The following is a 21,476-nucleotide window of genomic DNA, read 5'->3' on the forward strand; positions in this document are numbered from 1 at the left end:
GCAGACCGCCGCCCGGGAGGCCGCAGGGCTCGCCGCCCGCAGCGCCGGCGTGGCCCAGCGCGCCGGCTCTGCGCGCGAGGCGCTCGCCGCCGCCTCCGAGCAGGTCCGTGCCGTCGGCGAGGACGCCGGGGTCGTGGTGCGCGTCGCCGACCTCGCCACCGGCCGCTCCGCCGACGGCGAGCGGGTGCAGCTGTCGACCTACGTGCTCATGTGGCGGCTGGACGCCGTGATCGACGCGGCCAACGCCCGCCTCGCCCTGTTCTCCGGCTCCGAGCTCGAGCTGCAGCGCGACCGCGGCGCCCGCGGCGCGCGGAAGACCGGACTGGACCTGCTGGTCCTCGACCGCCGCACCGACCAGGTGCGCGTGCCCGAGACCCTCTCCGGCGGAGAGACCTTCTTCGTCTCCCTCGCGCTCGCCCTGGGCCTCGCCGACATCGTCATGGGGGAGGCCGGCGGGGTCCAGATGGAGACCCTCTTCATCGACGAGGGCTTCGGCTCCCTGGACCCCGAGACGCTCGAGACCGTGGTGCGGGAGATCGGGCGGCTCGCCGAGAGCGGTCGCACCGTCGGGATCGTCAGCCACGTCGGCGACATGAAGTCCCAGATCGCCGAGCAGATCCACGTGCGCCGCGGCGCCGACTCCCGCTCGACCCTGACGGTCACGGCCTGAGGCCTCCCCGGGCGGGGCGAGGGCTCTTCAGCACCGTCAGGTCTGCGACCCTCGTGCTGCTGGTGGACCTGCTCCGAGGCGAGGCGCTCAGCGCGGCGCCGGGAGCACCGCGTCGACCACGGCGCGCAGGCGCTCCGGATCGAGCGGCGCCGCGCCCAGAGTCGCCAGCGACAGATAGCCGGTGATTAGGTCGGCGACCACCTCGGGCGGCGCCGGCGGCACCGGCTCGCCGACCGCGACGGCCCGCTCCAGCCGTGCGACCACCACCGCGCCCGCCGGGTGGGCGCACCGTCATCGTGACCGGCGCCGCCTCCGGCATCGGGCGCGCCACCGCCCGACGGATCCTCGACGAGGGCGGCCGCGTCGTCGCCGTCGACCTCGCCGAGGAGGGCCTCTCGAGCCTCGCCGCGGAGGCCGGGGACGGAGCCGTCATCCCCGTCGTCGCCGACATCACCCGCGGCGAGGACGTCGCCCGGATCGTCGAGGCGGCGGGGGAGCGGATCGACGGCCTCGCCAACATCGCCTGGATTATGGACGGGATGGTGCCCTGGCACGAGATCGAGGACTCGCTCTGGGAGAAGATCATGGCCGTCAACGTCACCGGCACCTTCGCCCTCACCCGCGCCGTGCTCCCGGCGATGCTGGAGGCCGGCCGCGGCGCGATCGTGAACATCACCTCCGAGGCGGGGCTGCGCGGCAGCGCCGCCGGCACCGCCTACACCGCGAGCAAGCACGCCGTCATCGGCCTGACCCGCTCGACGGCCGTGCTCTACGCCCCCAAGGGGATCCGCACCGACGCCGTCGCTCCCGGCCCCACCGCCACCGGCATCGAGGGCGGGATCCGCTCCGACTTCGCCGCCGAGCGCCTGGGCCCCTTCTTCGGCCTCATCCCACCGGTCGCGACCGCGGAGACCCTCGCGAGCTCGATCACCTGGCTGCTCAGCGACGACGCCGAGAACATCAACGGCCAGGTCCTCGCCTCCGACGGGGGCTGGTCCGCTCAGTGACCTCCGGGTCCTCCTCGCCCCCGTGCCACAGTTCCCGCCAGTGCTCCCAGGGGTTCGCGGACTCGGCGTGCTCGTGAACGAACAGCGGCACCCTCCAGCGGGTCAGCAGCGGGGCGAGGAGGACCCCCACCAGGGCGCCGAGCGTGTTCGCCAGCAGGTCCTCGATGTCCGCGATCCGCACCCCGCAGGGGTAGATCCCGAACGCGCCGGTGTACTGGGTGAGCTCGATCAGCGCCGAGAGCAGCATGCCGGTGGCGACCGACGCCGTCGCATCCAGTCGGAGCACCCCGCGCAGGATCAGCCCCAGCGGCACGAACAGCGCCGTGTTCAGCGCCGCCTGCACCAGCGCGAAGCCCGTCCTCGCCGTGAGCGTGTGGAAGGGGTCCAGGCGCAGCACGCCGCCGGCGCGGGAGCGGCAGGTCTGCGCCACGTCGTAGGCCGGGGCGATCGTGAGCCCCGCGAGCGTCATCGTGTACACGCAGATCACGGCGATGCCGAGCAGCCGCTGCGGCTGCACCCGGCCGAAGCGCCGGCGCTGCAGCCAGCAGGCGGGCAGGAGGATCACGGCGAACACGCCGAGCCCTCCGACCACCCCCACCACGCCCAGGCTCGCCAGCTCGCTCACGGGCGGAACGGTACACACCCCGCCCGCACTACCATCGTGAGGATCACCCCGCCCCTGTCAGGAGACCGCCATGACGACGAGCCCCCGCCCCTTCGCCGCCCAGGCCCCCGCGGCCGGATCGAGGATCCTCGGCACCGGCCACCACCGGCCCGACCGTGTGATGACCAATGCCGACCTCGAGAAGCTCGTCGAGACCAGCGACGAGTGGATCCGCCAGCGCACCGGCATCGAGGAGCGTCGCATCGCGGCCGACGGGGTCGACGTCGGCGACCTCGCCGCGATCGCCGGACGCAACGCGCTCGCCGACGCGCGCGTGGACCCCTCCGAGATCACGCAGGTCATCGTCGCGACCTGCTCCAACCACGAGCGCTCCCCGAGCGCCGCGGGCCGCGTCGCCCAGCAGCTCGGCATCCCCGCCCCGGCCGCCTTCGACGTGGGCGCGGCCTGCTCCGGCTTCGAGCACGCCCTCGCCGTCGCCGACATGTCGATCCGCACCGGCGCCTCGACCACCACCCTCGTGATCGGTGCGGAGAAGCTCTCCGCCGTCACCGACTACACCGACCGCACCACCTGCATCCTCACGGCCGACGGGGCGGGCGCGATGGTGCTGACCGCGAGCGAGGAGCCGGGCATCGCGCCGGTCGTGTGGGGCACCGTCCCCGAGCTCGCCGACGCCGTCACCATCAACGGCGAGGGCCCCGCCTTCGCCCAGCAGGGACGGCAGGTGCTCGGCTGGGCGCTGCGCGAGGCGCCGAAGATCTCGAAGCAGATCGTCGAGGCCGCGGGCCTGACCATGGAGGACATCGACGTGTTCGTCCCCCACCAGGCGAACATGCGCATGATCGAGCCGCTCGCCGCCGCGCTCGGCCTGCGCGAGGACGCGATCGTCGCCGACGACATCATCACCTCCGGCAACACCTCCGCCGCGACGATCCCGCTGGCGATCTCGCGGATGCGCGAGGCCGGGCGGATCCCCGCCGGCGCGACCGCGCTGCTGGTCGGCTTCGGCGGCGGCTTCTCCTGGGCCGGCCAGGTGGTGCGCCTGCCCTGACGCCGGGCTGCCGATAGGATCGACGAGGCCCCATCCGCTCCCGCGCCCCGGAGGACCTCGTGGTCGATTCCCTGACCGTCCAGATCATCGTCACGGTCCTCGCCGGACTCGCCTACGCCGTCGGCCTCACCGGCATCATCGTGCCGATCCTGCCCGGCACCATCACGATCGTCATCGCGACCCTGGTCTGGGCGATCGTGGTCGGCGGCTGGCCCGCCTGGGTCGCCTTCGGGATCGTGCTCCTGCTCGGCGCGGCCGGCATGACCGCCAGCTACGTCCTCACCGGCCGCCGCCTCCACGCTGCCGAGGTGCCGATGTGGCCGGTCTACGTGGCGATCGCCGCGGCGGTCGTCGGCTTCTTCGTCATCCCCTTCCTCGGGCTCCCGATCGGGTTCCTCGCCGGCCTGTACGTCGCCGAGTCGCTGCGGCTGAGGGACTGGAGGAAGGGCCTGGACAACACATGGATCGCGCTGAAGGCCCTCGGCACCGGGATCCTCATCGAGTTCTCCCTGGCGGTGCTGTCCACGTTCACCTTCGCGATCGCGGTCATCGTGCACTTCGTCACCGCATGACCACCTCGCAGCACCCCGCCGTCCTCGTCCCCGGGCTCAAGCGCCTGCTGAAGGGCTCCTGGGAGCAGAAGCGCTGGTTCGTCCTCGCCGTGCTCGGCGCGACCGCCTTCGCGCTGCTCCAGATCGCGACCTCCTCGATCATCGGCTGGGTCACCGAGCACGTCGTCGTCCCCTCCTTCGCCAGCGGCGAGGTCGCCCCCGCGCTCGTCCTCGGCGGGGGAGCGGCGATCCTCGGCATCGCTGTCGCCCGCGCCGTGACCGTCATGGCGCGGCGCGTCTTCGCCGCCGCCGCCCAGTTCGACCTCTTCCGCCTCTACCGCGAGCGGATCGTCCAGGTCTACGCGAAGGTGCCGCTGCTGTGGCACCGCCGCCAGGCCACCGGCACCCTGCTCAGCTCCGTCTACTCCGACGTCGAGGCGACCTTCTTCGCGATGGCGCCCTTCCCCTTCGCGCTGTCCACCCTGGTGATGCTGGCCTACGCGACCGTGGTCGTCGCCCGCATCGACCCGGTGATCCTGCTGGTCATGCTCGCGCTGATCGTGCTCCTGATCGTCCTCAACGTGCTCCTGCAGCGCTTCGCGACCCCGATCGCGATGCGCTCCCAGCAGCTGCGCGCCGAGGTCGCCGAGATCGCCCACGAGTCCTTCGACGGCGCGAACGTCGTGAAGTCCCTGGGCCGCGAGGACGTCGAGGAGAAGCGCTTCACCCGCGCCGCCGACGACCTGCGCGAGACAGGGATCCGCTTCGGATACATCCGCGGCTGGTTCGACCCCGCCATCGACGCCCTCCCGAACCTCGGCATCCTCGCCGTCGCCGTGCTCGGCGCCTGGCGGATCGGGGAGGGGCACCTCAGCACCGGCCAGCTCGTCGAGGTCGCCTACCTGTTCACGCTGATGTCCCTGCCGATCCGGTCGTTCGGCTGGGTGCTCGGGGACCTCTCGCGCACCGTCGTCGGCGGCGGCCGCGTGCAGCAGATCCTCGACGTCGAGGAGGAGCGCACCTACGGCGACCGTGCCCTGCCGGACGGGCCCGGCGTGCTCGAGATCGATCGCGTCTCCTTCGTCTACCGCGACGACCCCGCCGCCGTGATCCTCGGCCGCGGCGTCCGCGAGGAGCAGCTCGCCGTGCGCGAGGGGCATGCCCTGACCGACGTGTCCCTGCGCGCCGACCCGACGGCCGGGACCCGGGTGCTGGCCGTCGTCGGCGCGACCGGCTCCGGGAAGTCCACCCTCGCACTGCTCGCCGCGGGCCTGGTCCCGCCGAGCAGCGGCACGATCAGCCTCGACGGCGCCCGCCTCGAGAGCCTCACCGCCGAGGCCCTCACCGCCGACGTCGCCCTCGTGCTGCAGCAGGCCTTCGTCATGGACGCGACCGTGCGCCAGAACGTCACCCTCGGCGAGGACATCGACGACAAGACCGTGCGCTGGGCGTTGCGCATCGCCCAGGCCGAGGCCTTCGTCGACGCGCTGCCGGACGGGCTCGACACCGAGCTCGGGGAGCGCGGCGGCTCCCTCTCCGGCGGGCAGCGCCAGCGCATCGCGCTCGCCCGGGCGCTGGCCCGTCGGCCCCGCCTGCTGATCCTCGACGACGCCACCAGCGCCTGCGACCCCAGCGTCGAGCTCGCCATCCTCGACGGGATCCGCCGCGAGATGACCGAGTCGACGCTGCTGCTGATCGCCTACCGCAAGTCCACGATCTCGCTCGCCGACCAGGTCGTGTTCCTCGACCACGGCCGCGTCGCCGACGTCGGCCCCCACGAGGAGCTGCGGGCGCGCAGCGCCGGCTACCGCGCACTGGTGGACGCCTACGACGAGGCCGCGATCTCCCACAGCCTGCTCGAGGCGTCGAAGCCCCCGCCCAGCGACGCCCCCGAGGAGGAGCCCGACCCCGTCACCGGCGCGATCGAGATCCACGGCGCGACACGCCACCGCCACGAGGAGTCGGTCGCTGACGAGGGCGAGTGCGAGCCGCCCGCGCGCACCGGCGGACTCCCCGCCGTCGACGCCGACCAGGAGGCCGGGCGATGACCGCCGCACCCGCAGCCCGCACCTCGTCCGAGCTCGGCGGGGAGGCCGCCCCCGACGAGGGCGCGATCGCGACGATCCGCCGCGGCCTGGCGCTGACCCCCGAGCTGCTGCGCGGACTGTGGATCACCCTGCTGCTGGCCGTGGTCGCGACCGCCGGCAAGGTGGTCGTGCCCATCGCCGTCCAGGCCATCCTCGACCGTGGCATCATCGCGCCCGAGACCCCCGACGTCGCCTTCGTCGCCGGCGCCGCGGGACTCGCCGCCCTCATCCTGCTCGCCACCGCGACCTGCAACGTGCTCATGAACCGGCGCCTGTTCCGCCTGGCCGAGACCTCGCTGGCGACCCTGCGCAAGCGCGCCTTCCGCCACATCCACGACCTGTCCCTGCTCACCCAGGGCACCGAGCAGCGCGGCGCCCTCGTCTCCCGCGTGACCAGCGACGTCGACACCGTCAGCCAGTTCATGAGCTTCGGCGGGATCATGCTGGTGGTGATGAGCTTCCAGCTCGTCCTCGCCACCGCCGTGATGGTCCTCTACTCCTGGCCGCTCGCCCTCGTGGTGTGGCTGTGCTACCTCCCGATCCTCGTGATCATGGGCTCCCTGCAGAAGCGGATCCGCGCCCGCTACCAGGTGGTGCGCACGAAGGTCGGCGAGATGCTCGGCACGGTCTCCGAGTCCCTCGTCGGCTCCGCGACCGTGCGCGCCTACGGCACGGAGGAGCGCACCCGCCAGGCCCAGGTCCGCCGGATCGGCGCGGTGCGCGACGCCCAGTTCGCGGTGCTGCGCCCCCAGTCCGCGTCCTTCTTCCTCTCGGAGACGGCCGATGGGCTCGCGACCGCCGTCGTGGTGGTGGTCGGGGTGGTGCTCGGCACCGGCGCGCTCGGGATCGACCTGCCCGGCGCCGACCTCACCGCCGGCGGCGTGGTCGCCTTCGTCTTCCTCGTCTCCCTGTTCAGCCAGCCCGTCCGCATGGGCATCGAGATGCTGTCGGAGGCGCAGAACGCGGTGGCCGGCTGGCGGCGCGTGCTCGGCGTGCTCGACACCCCGGCCGACGTCGCCGACCCCGGCGGCGCCATCGACCCCCGCACCGGCCGGCGCGACGAGCCCGTGCCCGGCGCGAGGCCGCTGCCGGACGGGCTGCTCGACATCGAGATCCGCGACCTGCGCTACCGCTACCCGACCGGCCCCGAGGTCATCCACGGCCTGGACGTCACGATCCCCGCCCGCTCCCGCATCGCGATCGTGGGGGAGACCGGCAGCGGCAAGACCACCTTCGCCAAGCTGCTCACCCGCATGATGGACCCCGCCTCCGGCACCATCGAGGTGGGCGGGGTGCCGCTGCACCTGGTGCCCTACGACTCGCTGCGCTCCCGCGTGATCATGGTGCCGCAGGAGGGCTTCCTCTTCGACACCACCGTCGCCGGGAACCTGCTCTACGGGCGTCCCGACGCGAGCGAGGCGCAGATGCGGCAGGCGCTGGACGAGCTGGGGCTCGGCACCTGGGCCGAGGAGCTGCCCGAGGGGCTGGAGACCCCCGTCGGCCAGCGCGGCGAGTCCCTCAGCGCGGGGGAGCGGCAGCTCGTCGCACTCGCCCGCGCCTATCTCGCCGACCCCGACATCATCGTCCTGGACGAGGCGACCAGCGCCGTCGACCCCGCCGCCGACGTGCGCCTGCAGCAGGCGATCGACGGCCTCGCCCGCGGACGCACCACGATCACCATCGCCCACCGGCTCTCCACCGCCGAGCGCGCCGACCGGATCATGGTGCTGGACCACGGCGACCTCGTCGAGCACGGCACCCACGCCGAGCTTGTCGACCTCGAGGGCGGGATCTACGCCGGGCTGCACCGGTCCTGGGTCGCGCACCGGTCCGAGCGGTGAGCCGATGACCGACCCGCGGCATCCGCCGATCCCGCCGATCTCCGCCCGCGACGAGCCGCGGTTCCGGGACGGTGCCCGCAAGCAGGCGCTCGCCGGGGCGTTCGCGGGGCAGGGGGAGGACTACGACCGGCTGCGGCCGGGGTACCCGGACGCGGCGCTGGACGCGATGCTCGCGCCGCTGATCGGCTCCGCGCCGCCCACCGAGGCTGCGCCGCCGCTGCGGGCCGTCGATCTCGGGGCGGGGACGGGGAAGCTGTCGTGGGCGCTCGTGGAGCGCGGGATGGAGGTGACGGCGGTGGACACGAGCGAGGCGATGCTCGCCGCATCTCGGGCACGCGGCCCGGCCGCTCCCGCCGACGCCGCGACTGCGGACCGCGCTCCGGCGGGGACGTTCACCACCCGCATCGCTCCCGCCGAGGCGACCGGGCTGCCCGCGGCGTCGGCGGAGCTGGTCACCGTCGCCCAGGCGTGGCACTGGTTCGACGCGGAGGCGGCGTCGGCCGAGGTGCTGCGGCTGCTCGCGCCCGGGGGAGTGCTCGCCCTGGTGTGGAACATGCTCGACGTGACGATCCCCTGGGTGCACCGGCTGTCCCGGATCATGCACGCCGGCGACATCCATCGCGAGGACTTCGACCCCACCGTTGGCCCCGGGCTCGAGCTCACCGAGCGCCGCGCCCTCACCTGGGAGGACCCGATGCCCACCCAGGACGTCATCGACCTCGCCCGCACCCGCAGCTACGTGATCACCGCCCCCGAGGAGCGGCGGCAGAAGGTGCTCGCGAACCTCGACTGGTACCTCCACGACCACCTCGGCCACGTGCGCGGCGCCACCGTCCGCGTGCCCTACCGCACCGACCTGTTCCTGTACCGGGCCGCCTGAGCGGACGCCCCGCGAGGTGACCGGGAGGTATCCGGTCTCAGCTGTCATCACGGCGCCGGATTCCGACAGCTGAGAAGGGATGGACGCCGGTCGGAGCGGGTCGCCGCCCGCTGTGCTCAGACTCCTGCGCTGTGTGAGCCGCGGAGGCCCGTGCCCAGCGCAGCGCGCACCAGGTCGACGGCCGGGGCGCACTCCTGCACGATGTCATCGGAGTGCAGGCGGACCTCCGTCCACCCCGCGGCCTGTACCCGTCGAGCACGACGGATGTCGCGGCTGACCTGGCCGGGTGTGCTGTGAGTGCGGCCGTCGTACTCGGCGCAGACCCTGTGCGCGGGCCATTGGAAGTCCGGCTCGTGCAGCTGCCTGCCGTCAGGCCCGATCAGAGGCGTGTTCAAGAGGGGGTCCGGGAGCCCGGCACGGGCGAAGGCGAGCCGGAGCATGGTCTCGCGCGGCGAGTCCGCCCCGACGCGCACCGCCCGGAGAGCGGCTCGGAGCGTCGCCGCGTGCCTGCCCGTGCACTGCTCGCGCAGGTCCTCGAGAGTGCACCACGGCGCGGTGCGTCCGTGCTCCAGCTCGGGGCGCGGGCGGCGCACGAGGTGGTCCCCGATCGCGATGAGCCAGAACTCCGAGAGGTCCGGGGCGAGATCGCGCCAGGTCCGGGCCCGGGTGGTGAGACGGACCGGGGCCTCGAGCACGGTGGACCCGTCCTCCAGCGGGTCCACCGCGAAGCGTGCCTCGCGCACCTGGTCGGGTGGCAGCACGAACTGGTGCCAGCGGACGACGGGGTCCGAGCTGACACGGCCCTGCGGGAGCGAGATGTGGACCCTGGGCCGGGGCAGCGAGCGCTCCAGGTGCTCGGGCAGCGGCATCCCCTGCATCCGTGCGGCCGTCAGCCCCACGGCGACCGCCTCGGGATCCGAGCGGCAGTACGCCGAGACGATCTCGGTCTCGCCTGCGGTGCGGCCGCCGCGGACCAGCAGCCCGGGACGGGGCCGGGCGAGGTCCGGCGCACGGAGCCGCCCCGGACTCACGCCGGCACGGAGCGCCTCGGCACGCATCAGCACCGGCCAGGGGAGCGAGGCCGGGAACGGGGCGGGCGCACGGGACACCTCCACAGCGTGCCCGAGCTCGAGGGACGTCCAGCGGGACATCCACAGCATCGAGGCGGGTTGGCAATGGGGAGGAGAGATCGAGCCGGGAGCAGGGGCGGAGCGAGAACTGCCGGCCGAGGTCCCCACGCGCACCGCCACCCGCTGAGGCACCTCCCCGCCGCGTCCTCTACCGTGGAGTCCGTGAAACGCCCCGTCCAACGCCTCGTCGTCGTCGCCCTCGCGATCGTGCTCCTGGTCCCCGTCGGCGCGATCGGGATCTCGCAGCTGCTGAACCCAGGCGGTCAGGAGGAGCAGGCGAGCGAGAGCGCCGGCGATCCCGGGAACCCGGAGAACCGGCCGACGGCCGACCCCGCCGAGCAGCCGCCTCGCCCGGACCTGCCGCGCCCGGAGGAGCCCGCGGAGCTCACCGAGCAGAGCGAGGCCGGGGCCCAGGCGACCCTGACCTACCTGCTCGGCTCCTACGACTACATGATGAGCAGCGGCGACATCTCCGTCTGGGAGGACAAGGTCGACCCGAACTGCCAGGTGTGCACCACCTTCCTGCAGAACGCCGAGCAGCTCGCCGCCCAGGACGGCTATCTCACCGGCGGCGCCTTCGAGGTGCACTCCACCAGCTTCGCCGGCACCGGGGAGCCGCCCGCGACGGGAACCGTCACCGCGCAGTTCACGCAGGAGGCCTCGATCCTCGTCGACGACCCGAGCCTGCAGGCCAACGCCCTCGACGAGGTGACCGGCCAGCTGATCGCCACGATGGCCTGGGACGGGGAGCGCTGGCGCGTGACCGACATGTCCATCGCCCCGCCCGAGGGCGCTGCCTCCGACGCGGGCGGCGCCGCGGGCTGACCCCACCCGACGCTCGTCGGCGCCGCCCTGCGCACGCCTGTCGTGCCCGGTGCCGCCCCCCGAGCCTGGTGACCGGCACGTATCCAGTCTCAGGTGTCGCTATTCAGCAGGATTCCGACACCTGAGACTGGATACCGGCGAGTAACTCTGGGTGTGGCTGTGGGCTGTGGGGTCCCTATGACGCGCACCCGACTCCGTCCTGCGCGGAACCGTCGATAGTCGGATGCCCCTGTCAGGCGCCTGTGCCTATGCTTCCGGGGCCGACCGGATGCTGCCCCGCCCGGACGGCCCTTCGGAAGGATTCTCGTGACCCTGCTGCGCCTCGTGCTCGGGGGCCTGAAGCCGTACGCGATCTGGGTGCTCCTCGTGGTGCTCTTCCAGATCGCCGGCGTGCTGGCCGCCCTCTACCTCCCCACCCTCAACGCCGACATCATCGACGACGGCGTCGCCAAGGCCGACGTCCCCGTGATCTGGGAGCTCGGCCGGATCATGCTGGTCATCTCGCTGGGGAACATCATCGCGCTCGTCGCGGCGAACTTCTTCGCCGCCCGCTCCGCGATGCGGGTCGGCAAGGACCTGCGCCAGGCGGTCTTCCGCCGCGTGAACTCCTTCTCCCCGCGCGAGCTCGCCGAGTTCGGCACCCCCTCCCTCATCACCCGCTCCACGAACGACGTGCAGCAGGTGCAGATGCTGATCTTCTTCTCCCTGAACATGCTGGTCCAGGCCCCCGTCACGGGTATCGGCGGGGTGATCCTCGCGCTGCGGGTCGAGCCGGGGATGGCCTGGCTGATCGCGGTGATGGTGCCGGTCATGCTCGTCGCCGTCGGCCTGCTCATCGCGCGTGCGGCGCCCCTGTTCAAGCAGATGCAGGGCAAGATCGACGACATCAACGGCGTGCTGCGCGAGCAGATCACCGGCATCCGCGTGCTGCGCGCCTTCGTGCGCGAGGACCGCGAGCGGGAGCGCTACGCCGTGGTCAACGGCGAGCTGACCGAGCTGAACCGTCGCATCGGCCTGCTGATGATCCTCATCAACCCGATCATCATGTTCATCCTGAACATGTCGAGCGTCCTCGTGCTGCTGGTCGCCGCGCCGCGCATCGACTCCGGCCAGATGGAGATCGGCTCGATCACCGCCTTCATCGCCTATCTCATGCAGATCCTCATCGCGGTGATGATGGCGACCTTCATGACGATGATGATCCCGCGCGCCATGGTCTCCGCCGAGCGCATCACCGAGGTGCTCGAGACCGAGACCAGCGTCCACCAGCGCACCGACGGGATCCGCGAGATCGAGGGCCCGATCGAGCTGACCTTCGAGGACGTCTCCTTCACCTATCCCGGCGCCGAGCGACCCGTGCTCCAGGACATCTCCTTCACCGCCCGTGCCGGGCAGACCGTCGCGATCATCGGCGGCACCGGCGCCGGCAAGACCACCCTGATCAACCTCGTCCCGCGCCTCATGGACGCGACCGAGGGACGCGTGCTGCTGAACGGGCGCGACGTGCGCGACCTCGACGCACGCGTGCTCTGGGACCGGGTCGGCCTCGTGCCGCAGCGGCCCTACCTGTTCTCCGGCACCGTCGCGACGAACCTCCGCTTCGGGAACCCGACCGCCGACGAGCAGGAGCTCTGGCACGCCCTCACCGTCGCCCAGGGCCGGGACTTCGTCGCCGCGATGCCCGAGCAGCTCGACTCCCCGATCGCGCAGGGCGGCACGAACGTCTCCGGCGGGCAGCGGCAGCGGCTCTGCATCGCGCGGGCGCTCGCCGCGAAGCCGTCGCTGTACCTCTTCGACGACTCCTTCAGCGCGCTGGACCTCGCCACCGACGCCCGGCTGCGCGCCGCGCTCGTGCCCGAGACCCGCGACGCGCTCCAGCTCGTGGTCGCCCAGCGCGTCTCCACCATCACCGGCGCCGATCTGATCCTCGTGCTCGACAACGGCCGGATCGTCGGGCAGGGCACCCATGCCGAGCTGCTGGAGAGCTCGGAGACGTACCGCGAGATCGTCCGCAGCCAGGGCGTCGAGGAGGAGGTGGCGTGATGAGCACCGAGGAGAGCACCCCCGCCGACGAGATCGCCGCGGAGAAGGACGCCGAGCGCGGACTGCGTCCGGGCCAGAGCGCGAAGAACTTCTGGCCCTCGACGAAGCGCCTGCTGCGCGAGATGGGCCCCGAGCGGGCGTACCTGATCGCCGCGATCCTCGTCGGCGTCGTCTCCGTGGGCTTCTCCGTGGTGGGGCCGAGGATCCTCGGCCGCGCCACCGACATCATCTTCACGGGCCTGATCTCGAAGGGGCTGCCCGCCGGCGCCGACCCCGACCAGGTCATCGAGGGGCTGCGCGCCCAGGGCCAGGAGCAGTTCGCGGACATGCTCTCGGGGATGACCCTCACCCCCGGCGAGGGCATCGACTTCGGCGCGCTGTACCAGACGCTCGGCCTGGCCGTCGGGCTCTTCGCCGTCTCCGCGCTGCTGATGTGGCTGCAGGGCGTGGCCCTGAACCGGATCCTGGTGCGGATGGTCTCCCGGCTGCGCCGCGACGTCGAGGAGAAGCTGCACCGCCTGCCGCTGAAGTACTTCGACCGCATGAAGCGCGGCGAGATCCTCTCCCGCGTCACCAACGACATCGACAACATCCAGAACACCCTGATGAACACCGTCACGGGGCTGGTGAACTCGATCCTCACCGTGCTCGGCGTGCTGGTGATGATGCTGATGATCTCCTGGCAGCTCTCGCTGATCGCGCTCGCCGTGATCCCCGTGGCGCTCGTGCTCACGGGCGTGGTCGGCTCCCGCGCGCAGAAGCTGTTCGCCCAGCAGTGGGACGCGACGGGCGTGGTGAACTCCGAGGTCGAGGAGGCCTACACCGGGCACGCCCTGGTGACCGTCTTCGGCCGCCGCGAGGAGGTCGCCGCCCGCTTCGAGGAGCGCAACGACCGCCTGTTCCGCGCCACCTTCGGCGCCCAGTTCGTCTCCTCCCTGATCATGCCGCTGATGATGTTCGTGGGGAACCTCAGCTATGTCGTCATCGCGATCGTGGGCGGGCTGCGGATCATCTCCGGCCAGCTCACCCTCGGCGACGTGCAGGCCTTCATCCAGTACTCCCGCCAGTTCACGCAGCCGCTCTCGCAGGTCGCCTCGATGGCGACGATGCTGCAGTCCGGCGTGGCCAGCGCCGAGCGGGTCTTCGAGCTGCTGGACGCCGAGGAGCAGGAGCCCGAGACCACCGACGCCACCGCCGCGGCCGGGATCCGCGAGGGGCGTGTCGAGTTCGAGCACGTCCGCTTCTCCTACAGCCCCGACCGCGAGCTGATCCGGGACCTGTCGCTCGTCGCCGACCCGGGCCACACCGTCGCGATCGTCGGGCCGACGGGGGCCGGGAAGACGACGCTGGTGAACCTCGTGATGCGGTTCTACGAGGTGGGCGGCGGACGGATCACGGTCGACGGGATCGACATCCGCGACCTCACCCGCGCCCAGCTGCGCGAGCGCACCGGGATGGTTCTCCAGGACACCTGGCTGTTCAAGGGCACCCTGCGCGAGAACATCCGCTACGGGCGGCTGGACGCGACCGACGACGAGGTGATCGAGGCCGCCGTCGCCACCCACGTCGACGACTTCGCCCGCCAGCTGCCGGACGGCTACGACACGATCGTGGACGACGACGGATCGACCCTCTCCGCCGGCGAGAAGCAGCTGGTCACCATCGCCCGCGCCTTCCTCGCCCGGCCCAGCCTGCTGATCCTGGACGAGGCGACCTCCAGCGTGGACACCCGCACCGAGGTGCTCGTGCAGAACGCGATGAACCGCCTGCGCGAGGGCCGCACCAGCTTCGTCATCGCCCACCGCCTCTCCACCATCCGCGACGCGGACCTGATCCTCGTGATGGAGGCGGGGGACATCGTCGAGCAGGGCTCCCACGAGGAGCTGCTCGCGGCCGGCGGCGCCTATGCGCGGCTGTACCGCTCCCAGTTCGAGGGCGCGGCGGTCGACCTCGACGCGGAGGAGCGCACGCAGGAGGACGCCGCCGACGCCGCCTCCGAGGCGGAGGCCGGGGAGGCGCCGACGACGACGGGCCCGATCTCGCTCGGTTGAGGAGCCTCCCGCCCGTTCCGACGGCCGCCGCCCCGTGGTGAGCCTTCCGACACCGAGTTGTGGTCATGCAGGGTTATGAATACTATTCATCGGTGACTTCCACCCGACTCCGTCGCCGCACCCTGCTGCGCGCCGCGCCCCTGGCCCTCGCCACGGGCGCGCTCACCCCGGTGCTGGCCTCCTGCACCCGCGCCTCCGAGCGCCTGGACGCCGAGTCGAACGCCGTGCCCGAGGTGGACCTCTCCGGCATCGAGGAGGTCCCCGAGATCTCCGCCCTCGTCCCCGCGGACATCCGCGCGCGCGGCGAGCTGGTCAACGGCGCCGCCCTGAACTACGCCCCCGGCGAGTTCGTCGGCTCGAGCGGGAGGGCGATCGGCTACGACATCGACATCCTCGCCGGGATCGGCGCCGTCCTCGGCCTCGCCACCCGCACCGAGGCGGCGGTGTTCGCGCAGATCATCCCCGCCGTCGGCTCCACCTACGACGTCGGCATGTCGAGCTTCACCGTCAACGAGGAGCGCCTGGCCACCGTGGACATGGTGTCCTACTTCCAGGCCGGCATCTCCTACGCCGTGAAGGCCGGGAACCCCTACGACATCCATCCCGACGACCTGTGCGGCAAGCGCGTCGCCCTGCAGGTCGGCACCTACCAGGAGGAGCTCTCCATCGAGCGCTCCCAGGAGTGCCGCGACCAGGGCCTCGGCGGCTACGACATGCTCGCCTACGCCTCGAACTCCGACGCCGCGACCAACGTCGCCGGCGGCAAGGGCGACATCCTCATGGCCGACTCCCCGGTCACCGCCTACGCCGTGGCCCGCTCCCGCGGGACCCTCGAGCCGATCGGCGAGATCGAGGAGTCGGCGCTGAACGGCATCGTCGTGGCCAAGGACCAGCCCGAGCTGGCCGAGGCGATCCGCGCCGCCGTGCAGCACCTCATCGACGACGGCCACATGGAGCGCATCCTCGCTGCATGGGGCAACGAAGCAGGAATGATCCCGACCGCGGAAGTGAACCCCCAGCCGTGACCACCACCCAGACCCCCGGCCCCGCCGGTCCCGCGACCGAGGGCGGCTTCACCCCGATCCGCGCGAAGGCCGCGCCGCGACCCGGCACCTGGATCTCCGCCGTGATCGTGGCCCTGCTGGCCGCGGGCCTCGTCGGCTTCCTCGTGACCAACCCCGTCCTCGAATGGGGCACCGTCGCGACCTATCTCCTCGACGTGAAGGTGGTCCAGGGCGTCGGCTGGACGCTGCTGCTGACCCTGCTGTCGATGATCCTCGGCACCGTCGTCGCGCTCACCGCCGCGATCATGCGCCGCTCCGAGAACCCCGTGCTGCGCGGCGTGAGCTGGGCGTACATCTTCGTCTTCCGCGGGATTCCGGTGTACACCCAGCTCGTGTTCTGGGGCCTGTTCACCGTGATCGTCCCCAAGATCGTGGTCGGGGTGCCGTTCGGACCCGAGCTGTGGAGCTTCTCCACCCGCGACCTGCTCACCGCCTTCTGGGCGGCCGTGATCGGGCTGGGCCTGAACGAGGGCGCCTATCTCGCCGAGATCATCCGCTCCGGCCTGAACTCCGTGGACAAGGGCCAGACCGAGGCGTCCAAGGCGCTCGGCATGGGCAATGGGACCATCCTGCGCCGCATCATCGTGCCGCAGGCCATGCGCGTGATCGTGCCGCCGCTCGGGAACGAGACCATCGGCATGCTGAAGACCACCTCGCTGGTGCTCGCGGTGCCCTTCACCCTCGACCTCACCTTCGCCACCAACGGAATCGCCAACAAGCTGTTCACCCCGATCCCGCTGCTGATCGTCGCGGCGCTGTGGTACCTCGCGATCACCTCGGTGCTGATGGTGGGCCAGCACTACCTCGAGCGGTACTTCGGCCGCGGCTTCGACGCCCGCACCCCCGCCCGGCCCGGCAGCGGCGGACGCTCCCGCCAGGCCGCCGTGAACAGCGCCGGCACGACCCCGCAGGACCCGCTCCCGGAGGTGGAGCTGTGATGAGCCAGAACGACGAGACCCCTGTCGTGATCCAGGTCGAGGGCGTCCACAAGACCTTCGGCGACCTCCACGTCCTCAAGGGCTGCGACCTCACCGTCCGCTCCGGCGAGGTGGCCGTGCTGGTGGGCCCCTCCGGCTCCGGCAAGTCCACGCTGCTGCGCTGCATCAACCAGCTCGAGGAGCCCACCGCGGGCCGCGTCCTGATCGACGGGGTCGTCCAGGGCTACCGCGCCGAGCCCCTGCCCGACGGGCGCTGGCAGAAGCTCCGTCCCGCCGAGATCGCCGCGCAGCGCTCCCGCATCGGCATGGTCTTCCAGCGCTTCCACCTCTTCCCGCACCTCACGGCGCTGGGCAATGTGATGGAGGCGCCCGTGCAGGTGCGCGGCCTGCCGAAGGCCGCCGCGGAGAAGAAGGCACGCGAGCTGCTGGAGCGGGTGGGGCTCGGCGACCGCGCCGACCACTACCCCTCCGAGCTCTCCGGCGGGCAGCAGCAGCGCGTCGCGATCGCCCGGGCGCTGGCCATGGACCCCGAGCTGATGCTCTTCGACGAGCCGACCAGCGCCCTGGATCCCGAACTGGTCTCCGAGGTGCTCACCGTGCTCAAGGACCTTGCGGCCGACGGGATGACCATGGTCGTGGTGACTCACGAGATGGGCTTCGCCCGCGAGGTCGCCGACCAGGTCGTGTTCATGGACGAGGGCCGGATCCTCGAGACCGGCACGGCCGAGCAGGTCATCGACCACCCCGAGTCCGAGCGCCTGAAGGGCTTCCTCGCCTCGGTGCTGTGACGGGCCGGGCCGCGACCTGCGCCGCCCGCCCCCGACGCCCCGGCCCGGCCCCCGGCCCCGGCGCCGCCGGCCCCCGGCGCCCCTGCCCGGGCCCCGGCCGTGACGTCCCCGCCCCGCTGGGCCGGCCGCGCGCATGAATCTGCGTCCTGTGCGTGACCTCAAGGCCATAGAGCGCGTGAGGTCACGCATGGGGCGCATTTGTGTGCGGCAGGGGAGCGGCGGCGACGGCCCGAGCTCCGAGGCGGCGCACTCCTGGGGCAGCACGACACGCCGCGCAGCGTCGCTGGGGATCAGCTCGCCAGCAGCTGCTCCACCTTCCGCCGGCCGAACGCTCCGACCTCGGCGATCGTCTCGAGCACCGCCTCCTGGGTGTCCTCCCAGTTCCGCCAGACCTGCTCATAGCTCAGCCGCAAGATCTGCAGTCCGTGCCGGCCCGTGCGCAGGTCCCGCCGACGGTCCTTCGCGAAGGCGTCGGGGCCGGAATGCCCCTCGCGCCCGTCGATCTCCATCAGGACCCCGCCGACGTAGAGGTCCACGTAGCCCGCACCGTCGACGAACACCTGCTGCTCGACCTGGAAGCCCCGTCGGCGCAGCCACCGGACCACACGCGTCTCGGACCCCGAATCGCTCGCCGTGGACAGCGAGCCGATGCGTGAGCGCACTGCCGCGGGAGCGTCATCGAGCAGCCTCTGCACCTCGGCCGGCACCATCAGTCGACGCGCCATCGCCGACTCGAGGAGGATCGCTGCCCGCTCCCCGCTCAGGCAACGCATCGCATGCTCGAGAGCGAGCGGCAGGGAGGCGACGGCATCCGGCTCGGTCCATGACCGGCTGCGTGAGGAATGGGTCAGCATCCTCCCCGGCGCGTCCGTGGAACCGTTCGGACGGTAGACGTGCAGCGTGTGGCGCTCCTCCTCGTCGCGGTACGGGGTCCACACGCCATGCAGCTCAGCGGCATCGATGCACGTGAGACGGTATCCGTGGCGCAGGGCGCGTCGGGCCCGCGGGACTGCGACCGCGTTCCCGTACCAGCCGCGTGCCACGCGTCGGAGCCGTCCAGAGCGCACGGACCGGATGAGCCGGGAGTCGGTGTATCCCATCGCCAGCAGCTCCCGGCGCGAGGCGAGGCCGAGCTCCTCCTGGGTGAGGTGCCGGGTGCCCTGCGGCGGGCCGACGGGGCGGGGCCAGGGCCAGGCCGACGCGGGGAGCACGAGATCGCTGGCGTGGTGCATGGCCCCGAGCGTGCCGTGCCCGGCGACCGGCTGCAGCAGGCTGGGCTCGGGTGTGGACAGGGCCGGCCTGGGGAGGAGAGGTGGGCCCGGGAAGGCTGCCGGGCTGGGGAGGAGGGACAACGCCGGGAAGGCTGCGATGGGGGGCGGGGGCGCACACAAATGCGTCCTGTGCGTGACCTCACTTGCCATAGGCGGCTGAGGTCACGCACAGGACGCAGAATTACGTGGGTGTGGGCGTGGTGCGAGCCTGTGCGATGCCGCGAGGGGCTGGGACGCCAGGCGCTGGGCCGGGACGTCAGGCCGGGCTTGGCCCCCGGGTCACCACTCCAGGATCTGCCAGCGCTTCTTCTTCGCCACGGAGAACAGCCCGAGGTCCGGCGCGACCGCGGCGGGGGTGCCCATCAGCTCGAGCCAGGCCGCATCGGCATGGGAGTCGCCGTAGCCGTAGGAGGTCGACAGGTCCGCGCCGTGCAGGTCCGCGTACTTCCGCAGCCAGTTCGCGCGCGCCTCGTCCACCAGCGGGGGAGTGGCGAGATAGCCGGTCATGACCCCGCTGCTGTCCTCGTCCATGTGGGTGGCCACGACCTCGTCGAAGAGGTCCGCGAGCGGCTCGACCAGCACGTCCAGCGCGCCGGAGACGAGCACGGTGCGGTGCCCGGCGGCGCGGTGGCGCTCGATGGTCTCCAGCGCCTCCGGTCGGACCGAGGCACGGATGCGGCGCCCGGCCTCGCCCTTCATGAGGGTGCGCAGCTCCTCGGCGCGGTATCCCTTGTAGCGGCGGTTGACCAGGCGGATCAGCTCGGAGCGGTCGCGCTGGTCGGCACGCAGGTAGCCCGGCACCGCGGCGAGCAGGCCGCCGATCTCGGCCGGCCAGGTGCGGCGGGGGCGGGTCGCGCGGACCACCGCGAAGTACTGCTGGACGATGTTCGTGGCCAGCACGGTGCCGTCGAGGTCGAAGACCGCGAGCGAGTCCGTGGACTGCTTCAGCTCGGGCGTCGGGCGGGAGGCGCGGCGCTTCTGGGCGGACTTCGCGCGGGAGTAGGCCTTGGTGAGGTCCGTGACGGCCGGCAGGTGCTGCTGCTGGAAGTAGTCCTTCCACACGATCCCGGTGACGTCGAAGTCGTGGGTGGCCAGGAACTCCTCCGGCAGCTCGTCCCGCAGCGCCCGCGTGTTCGCGTCGTCGAACACCATCTCGGTCTTCGTGTAGTGGCGGTACAGCTCGATGTACTTGCGCAGCATCGTCAGTCCCGAGGTGGCCTTGTGCAGGTTCGAGGTCCACTCGCGGGTGCGCTTGGTGGCCGGGAGATAGGCGACCGCGGTGGAGCCGATCTTCGCGGTGAGCTCCTTGGCGCGGAAGCGCTGCTCGACCATCTCCACCGCCGGGAAGGACCACTCGGGCACCTCGATCGGGCGGCCCTTCTCGTCCTCGAGCGGATGCTTCGTGAAGTACTCGCGCACCGCGGTGACCATCTCGTGGAAGGGCATCGGGTTCGAGGCGCCGGAGACGACCTGGTAGTAGGCGTCGTCGCCGCGACGGGAGACGTCCTGGGTCGCGAGCGCCACGATGACGTTCACGACGTGGTCGACGGGGATCACGTCGAGGATGGAGTCCGCGAGGCCAGGGAACTCCGGCAGCATGCCGCGGCCGTAGGCCATGATCAGCGGGTCGGCGACCTTGTAGCCATCGATCCAGCCGGGGTAGGGCTTCTTCATGGCGGACTCGATGATGGAGGGGCGCACGAAGGAGACGCGGTGGCCGCTGCCGGCCCACAGCTCCTCGGCGACCTGCTCGGCCATCGCCTTGGTGAAGGTGTAGATGTCGGTCCAGCCGACGGACTGGGCGCGGGTGCGGCCGAAGTCGACCAGGCGCTGCTGGACCCAATCGCGCCGCGCCTCCTCGGAGACGTTCGCCACGGACTTCGGGCCCATGCGGCCCACCTGCAGCTTCGCGGTGCGGATCTGGGAGCGGAGGGTCTCGGGCTTGCGGGACTCCGCCTCGACGCGCTCGCGGGCGGCGAGTGCGGCGTCGAACTCGGCGCGCCAGTCGACGTCGGAGCGCAGCGAGCCCTCCTGGCGCAGCCCCTTGGAGATGCCGCCGACGTAGGCGGTGGAGACGTGGATGACGTGCGGGTCCTGGCCCGAGGCCAGCAGCGCCTCGTAGAGGTTGCGGGCGCCGCCGACGTTGGTGCGGAAGGCGTCGTCGATCGGCGGGTCGAAGGAGACGGAGGAGGCCGAGTGGATCACGGTGTCGACGGGCTCGGTGATCGCGGGCATATCGGTGAGGTCGCCCTCGAGCACGCCGACGCGCGCGTCGAAGATCTCCTTCAGGCGCGCCTTCCCGTCGGCCGCGCCGCCGAGCGCGCCGTCCTTCTCCAGCTGCTCGCCCCAGGAGGCGAAGACGGGCTTGCGCAGCAGCTGCTCGAGGCGCCTGCGGCCCGTCACGGAGCCCTTGGGGCGCACGACGGCGGTGACGTGCACGTCCTCGGTGGTCTCCAGCAGCGAGCGCAGGACGGCCTGGCCGAGGAATCCGGTGACGCCGGTGAGCAGGATCCGTCGGCCCCCGGTCCCCCCGGGGGTGGACGGGGCGGCGGCGGGGGAGGTGTGCGACATGGGATCCTCTGGGGACGGGAGCGGAGGTGGCGGACCGACCGGGGAGGTCAGCGGCAGGGTCCGGGCCTGCGCGCGCGACGCGC

The 21,476-nt window shown here is 72.1% G+C and carries 18 protein-coding genes; 13 read left to right on the plus strand and 5 right to left on the minus strand.

Annotation, left to right across the window (positions count from 1 at the left end; genetic code table 11):
* The coding region (locus tag L3K22_RS14315; protein ID WP_308445947.1) for an SbcC/MukB-like Walker B domain-containing protein at positions 1-670 on the plus strand (670 nt) is incomplete at its 5' end.
* A gap of 87 nt (positions 671-757) precedes the next feature.
* Here L3K22_RS14315 and L3K22_RS14320 read toward each other — a convergent pair.
* The gene (locus L3K22_RS14320; RefSeq protein WP_263311978.1) at positions 758-934 is read right to left on the minus strand and encodes a hypothetical protein; all 177 of its coding nucleotides are present in this window, start codon (positions 932-934) and stop codon (positions 758-760) included.
* Positions 935-966: 32 nt separating this feature from the next.
* On the opposite strand from L3K22_RS14320, the gene L3K22_RS14325 reads away from it, so the two are divergent.
* Positions 967-1,677, plus strand: a complete 711-nt coding sequence (locus L3K22_RS14325) for an SDR family NAD(P)-dependent oxidoreductase (RefSeq protein WP_263311979.1) — start codon at positions 967-969, stop codon at positions 1,675-1,677.
* On the opposite strand, the gene L3K22_RS14330 is transcribed toward L3K22_RS14325, so the two are convergent.
* A complete protein-coding gene (locus L3K22_RS14330) occupies positions 1,631-2,302 on the minus strand; it encodes a VanZ family protein (RefSeq protein WP_263311980.1) in 672 nt (223 codons plus the stop codon). The two genes, L3K22_RS14325 and L3K22_RS14330, sit on opposite strands and share 47 nt — an antisense overlap.
* Before the next feature lie 70 nt (positions 2,303-2,372).
* Here L3K22_RS14330 and L3K22_RS14335 point away from each other — a divergent pair, with 70 nt between their 5' ends.
* From L3K22_RS14335 to L3K22_RS14355, 5 genes are read left to right on the plus strand one after another with little or no spacing between them, the layout of a single operon-like run.
* Positions 2,373-3,353 carry a beta-ketoacyl-ACP synthase III gene (locus L3K22_RS14335; protein ID WP_263311981.1) on the plus strand — a complete coding sequence of 327 codons (981 nt, stop codon included), beginning with the start codon at positions 2,373-2,375 and terminating at the stop codon, positions 3,351-3,353.
* A 59-nt stretch (positions 3,354-3,412) separates the two neighbouring features.
* Positions 3,413-3,925 carry a DUF456 domain-containing protein gene (locus tag L3K22_RS14340; RefSeq protein ID WP_263311982.1) on the plus strand — a complete coding sequence of 171 codons (513 nt, stop codon included), beginning with the start codon at positions 3,413-3,415 and terminating at the stop codon, positions 3,923-3,925.
* Entirely contained in the window at positions 3,922-5,952 is a 2,031-nt protein-coding gene (locus tag L3K22_RS14345; protein ID WP_263311983.1) for an ABC transporter ATP-binding protein, read from the plus strand. Before L3K22_RS14340 ends, L3K22_RS14345 begins: the two co-directional genes overlap by 4 nt.
* Positions 5,949-7,832, plus strand: coding sequence for an ABC transporter ATP-binding protein (locus L3K22_RS14350; RefSeq protein WP_263311984.1), 1,884 nt, complete (start codon positions 5,949-5,951; stop codon positions 7,830-7,832). The genes L3K22_RS14345 and L3K22_RS14350 overlap by 4 nt, the downstream gene beginning before the upstream one ends.
* A gap of 4 nt (positions 7,833-7,836) precedes the next feature.
* Positions 7,837-8,712 (plus strand): class I SAM-dependent methyltransferase, encoded by an 876-nt coding sequence (locus tag L3K22_RS14355; protein ID WP_263311985.1) that lies wholly within the window; start codon positions 7,837-7,839, stop codon positions 8,710-8,712.
* A gap of 116 nt (positions 8,713-8,828) precedes the next feature.
* On the opposite strand, the gene L3K22_RS14360 is transcribed toward L3K22_RS14355, so the two are convergent.
* Positions 8,829-9,821, minus strand: a complete 993-nt coding sequence (locus L3K22_RS14360) for a DUF559 domain-containing protein (protein ID WP_263311986.1) — start codon at positions 9,819-9,821, stop codon at positions 8,829-8,831.
* Positions 9,822-10,004: 183 nt separating this feature from the next.
* Here L3K22_RS14360 and L3K22_RS14365 point away from each other — a divergent pair, with 183 nt between their 5' ends.
* From L3K22_RS14365 to L3K22_RS14390, 6 genes are all read left to right on the plus strand, one after another.
* The gene (locus L3K22_RS14365; RefSeq protein WP_263311987.1) at positions 10,005-10,667 is read left to right on the plus strand and encodes a DUF6318 family protein; all 663 of its coding nucleotides are present in this window, start codon (positions 10,005-10,007) and stop codon (positions 10,665-10,667) included.
* 306 nt (positions 10,668-10,973) lie between these two features.
* Complete coding sequence (locus tag L3K22_RS14370; RefSeq protein ID WP_263311988.1) at positions 10,974-12,710, plus strand: ABC transporter ATP-binding protein; 1,737 nt, start codon at positions 10,974-10,976, stop codon at positions 12,708-12,710.
* A complete protein-coding gene (locus tag L3K22_RS14375; protein ID WP_263311989.1) occupies positions 12,710-14,761 on the plus strand; it encodes an ABC transporter ATP-binding protein in 2,052 nt (683 codons plus the stop codon). Before L3K22_RS14370 ends, L3K22_RS14375 begins: the two co-directional genes overlap by 1 nt.
* Before the next feature lie 92 nt (positions 14,762-14,853).
* Entirely contained in the window at positions 14,854-15,786 is a 933-nt protein-coding gene (locus tag L3K22_RS14380) for an ABC transporter substrate-binding protein (protein ID WP_263311990.1), read from the plus strand.
* A complete protein-coding gene (locus L3K22_RS14385; RefSeq protein ID WP_263311991.1) occupies positions 15,783-16,763 on the plus strand; it encodes an amino acid ABC transporter permease in 981 nt (326 codons plus the stop codon). The genes L3K22_RS14380 and L3K22_RS14385 overlap by 4 nt, the downstream gene beginning before the upstream one ends.
* On the plus strand, positions 16,763-17,551 hold the full coding sequence (locus tag L3K22_RS14390) for an amino acid ABC transporter ATP-binding protein (RefSeq protein ID WP_308445948.1): 789 nt from the start codon (positions 16,763-16,765) through the stop codon (positions 17,549-17,551). Before L3K22_RS14385 ends, L3K22_RS14390 begins: the two co-directional genes overlap by 1 nt.
* A 290-nt stretch (positions 17,552-17,841) precedes the next feature.
* On the opposite strand, the gene L3K22_RS14395 is transcribed toward L3K22_RS14390, so the two are convergent.
* Positions 17,842-18,783 carry a type IV toxin-antitoxin system AbiEi family antitoxin domain-containing protein gene (locus L3K22_RS14395; RefSeq protein WP_263311992.1) on the minus strand — a complete coding sequence of 314 codons (942 nt, stop codon included), beginning with the start codon at positions 18,781-18,783 and terminating at the stop codon, positions 17,842-17,844.
* Between the two features lie 318 nt (positions 18,784-19,101).
* Positions 19,102-21,393 (minus strand): HAD-IB family hydrolase, encoded by a 2,292-nt coding sequence (locus L3K22_RS14400; protein WP_263311993.1) that lies wholly within the window; start codon positions 21,391-21,393, stop codon positions 19,102-19,104.
* Positions 21,394-21,476 lie beyond the last annotated feature (83 nt).

This window comes from Brachybacterium atlanticum (assembly GCF_025669985.1).
Taxonomy (GTDB): Bacteria; Actinomycetota; Actinomycetes; order Actinomycetales; family Dermabacteraceae; genus Brachybacterium; species Brachybacterium conglomeratum.

Excerpts from the sequence above, each read along its gene's own strand:
- L3K22_RS14335 (WP_263311981.1), top strand. The coding sequence starts at position 2,373 with ATGACGACGAGCCCCCGCCCCTTCGCCGCCCAGGCCCCCGCGGCCGGA.
- L3K22_RS14345 (WP_263311983.1), top strand. The coding sequence starts at position 3,922 with ATGACCACCTCGCAGCACCCCGCCGTCCTCGTCCCCGGGCTCAAGCGC.
- L3K22_RS14350 (WP_263311984.1), top strand. The coding sequence starts at position 5,949 with ATGACCGCCGCACCCGCAGCCCGCACCTCGTCCGAGCTCGGCGGGGAG.
- L3K22_RS14355 (WP_263311985.1), top strand. The coding sequence starts at position 7,837 with ATGACCGACCCGCGGCATCCGCCGATCCCGCCGATCTCCGCCCGCGAC.
- L3K22_RS14375 (WP_263311989.1), top strand. The coding sequence starts at position 12,710 with ATGAGCACCGAGGAGAGCACCCCCGCCGACGAGATCGCCGCGGAGAAG.
- L3K22_RS14390 (WP_308445948.1), top strand. The coding sequence starts at position 16,763 with ATGAGCCAGAACGACGAGACCCCTGTCGTGATCCAGGTCGAGGGCGTC.
- L3K22_RS14395 (WP_263311992.1), bottom strand. The coding sequence starts at position 18,783 with ATGCACCACGCCAGCGATCTCGTGCTCCCCGCGTCGGCCTGGCCCTGG.
- L3K22_RS14400 (WP_263311993.1), bottom strand. The coding sequence starts at position 21,393 with ATGTCGCACACCTCCCCCGCCGCCGCCCCGTCCACCCCCGGGGGGACC.